Below are 2,262 nucleotides of genomic sequence, written 5' to 3'. Positions count from 1 at the left end.
GCTGCTCGGCCGCCCGGATCTTTTTCCGGAACGTGTCGGCGAAGCTTTCCGGGAAGGCGTCGGCGAGCCATTTCCCCGCGGCGATGGCGTATGGCGCCGCCTTGGACTCGCGGATCACGCGCGCGTCCTTCGGCAGGACGATCACCAGCAGGAACACCAGCCCCACCGCCAGCAGCGCCCCCTTCGCCGTTCCCGCGACCAGCCCCCCGAGCCGGTCCACGGCCGACAGCTTCGACTTGCGGATCCTCGCCTCGATGAAGGCGCCGAGCAGGGAGAAGACAAGGAAGACGGCGAGGAGGATGCCCACGTATCCTGCCACCTCGGCGTATCGGAAAGAAAGCTTCAGGAGCGAGACCGCGTCGGCGTAGAACCGGATCCCGGCGATGTGCCCCGCCACCAGCCCCGCGATCGAGAAGAGCTGCCGCACCAGCCCGCGCAAAACGCCGAAGACGGCGAACAGCGCCAGCAGCGCGACCACGACGATGTCGAGCAGATTCATGGCGCCATTATAGAACGCGCAGAACGGGGACGTACATGAATCGTCAGATCTTCCGCAAAAGGGGGACAGACATGAAGCGCAGGGAGCATCGTTACGCGGTGACGATCCGCAGCTGATCGCATGGAGCGTTCCGCGAGCCGTGCACCAGGACCAGCGGGTCCCCCGCCGCGACCCTGCGCAGGCGACGCAGCGCCCGCACGGCCTTCTCCGTCATCCCCGTCGCATCCGCCTCCTCCTCCAGCAGCATCGGCTCCACCCCCCGGTAGAGCGCCATCGCCGCCGCGACCCCGCGGGACGGCGTGAAGGCGACCACCGGGACGGAGGGGCGCGACGCCGCCATGATCGCCGCGCTGCGGCCGGACCGTGTGAACACGACCACCGCCTTCGCCGGGAGCGCGGCCGCCGCCCGGCACGCGGCGTCCGCCACCGCCCCCGCGGTGCCGTACGGACGCCACAGCTCCCCCATGGCGGGAGGCATCCTCCGCTCGGCGCTCTCCACCACCTTCCGCATCGTCTCGACCGCCTTCACGGGATATTTCCCCATGGAGGTCTCCGCCGACAGCATCACCGCGTCGGTCCCGTCCCAGACTGCGTGGGCTACGTCGGAGACTTCCGCCCGCGTGGGGACGGGGCTTCCGACCATCGATTCGAGCATCTGCGTCGCCGTGATCGCGTTGACGCCGGCCGTGAGCGCCGCCGCGATGATCCTGCGCTGGAGATGCGGCACCTCCTCCAGCGAGGCTTCCACGCCGAGGTCTCCCCGGGCGACCATCACCGAATCCGCCGCCTTCAGGATCCCGTCGAGGTTCTCCAGCGCCTGCGGCTTCTCCAGTTTTGCGACGACGGGGACCTCCTTCCCCGCCGCCCGGATTGCCCGGAGCAGCTCCCGCACGTCCCCCGCCGACCGCACGAAGGAGAGCGCCACGAAATCGACCCCAAGCTGCAGCCCGAATGCGAGGTCCCGCCGGTCTTTCCTCGTCATGGACGGCAGCGACACCTTCCCGTCGGGCAGGTTGACTCCCTGCCGGTCGCCCACCGTTCCCCCCTGCTCCACTCTGCACCGTATCCGCCGCCCCGAGACCGACCGGACGATCAGCCGCACGGCGCCGTCCTTCAGCAGGATGCGATCGCCCTGCCGGACATCCGCCGGCAGCCCTTCGTAATCGACGCCGCAGATCGTCTCGTCCCCCGTCACGTACCCCGTGGTCAGGGTGAACTCGGTCCCTCGCCGCAGGACAACCGACCCGTTCCCGAACCGCCCCAGCCGGATCTTGGGCCCCTGCAGGTCCTGCAGGATCGCCACATGCCGCCCCTGCTTCCGCGCCTCCGCGCGGACGGCCTCGATCAAGCCGGCATGCCACTCCTGCTTCCCATGCGAGAAGTTGAACCGCGCGACCGACATCCCCTGCCGGATCATCCCCGCGATCACGGACGGGGAGTCGGACGCCGGCCCGATGGTGCAGACGATCTTGGTGGCGGGAGGAAGCATGGGAGAACCTCCATGAAAGAGCAGAACAGGGACGTTCCTTAGATCTTCCGCTGAACCGGGACAGACCTCAAGCTCCCTGGTGTGTCCCTTTATGGTGTGTCCCATTATTGCGCATGTTCTCATGAATGTATAAAGTAAGTCGTTACCGCCGGAGTGGTGGAACTGGCAGACGCGCGGGACTCAAAATCCCGTGGCCGCAAGGCCGTGCGGGTTCGACCCCCGCCTCCGGCACCATGAAACGTTCAAGGGAGCATGGAGAATATCCTTTGCTCCC

At 67.7% G+C, this 2,262-nt stretch carries 2 protein-coding genes and 1 tRNA gene; 1 reads left to right on the top strand and 2 read right to left on the bottom strand.

All coding sequences use genetic code 11. The features are described 5' to 3' along the window. Both AB1346_01810 and pyk read right to left on the bottom strand, forming a co-directional pair. A partial coding sequence (locus AB1346_01810) for a CvpA family protein (protein MEW6719166.1) occupies positions 1-499 on the bottom strand: 499 nt, incomplete at its 3' end. 91 nt (positions 500-590) lie between these two features. Next, positions 591-1,988, bottom strand: a complete 1,398-nt coding sequence (gene pyk / locus AB1346_01805; GenBank protein ID MEW6719165.1) for a pyruvate kinase — start codon at positions 1,986-1,988, stop codon at positions 591-593. A gap of 147 nt (positions 1,989-2,135) precedes the next feature. Here pyk and AB1346_01800 point away from each other — a divergent pair. Beyond that, positions 2,136-2,222 (top strand) — tRNA-Leu (locus tag AB1346_01800). The last annotated feature ends 40 nt before the right edge of the window (positions 2,223-2,262 follow it).

The sequence above is a fragment of the Thermodesulfobacteriota bacterium genome (assembly GCA_040758155.1).
GTDB lineage: Bacteria > Desulfobacterota > Deferrimicrobia > Deferrimicrobiales > Deferrimicrobiaceae > UBA2219.
This window is presented reverse-complemented; position numbering and strand designations above follow the sequence as displayed.

What these genes read in the sequence shown, in the direction of transcription:
- pyk (MEW6719165.1), bottom strand. Translation starts at nt 1,988, where the DNA reads ATGCTTCCTCCCGCCACCAAGATCGTCTGCACCATCGGGCCGGCGTCC.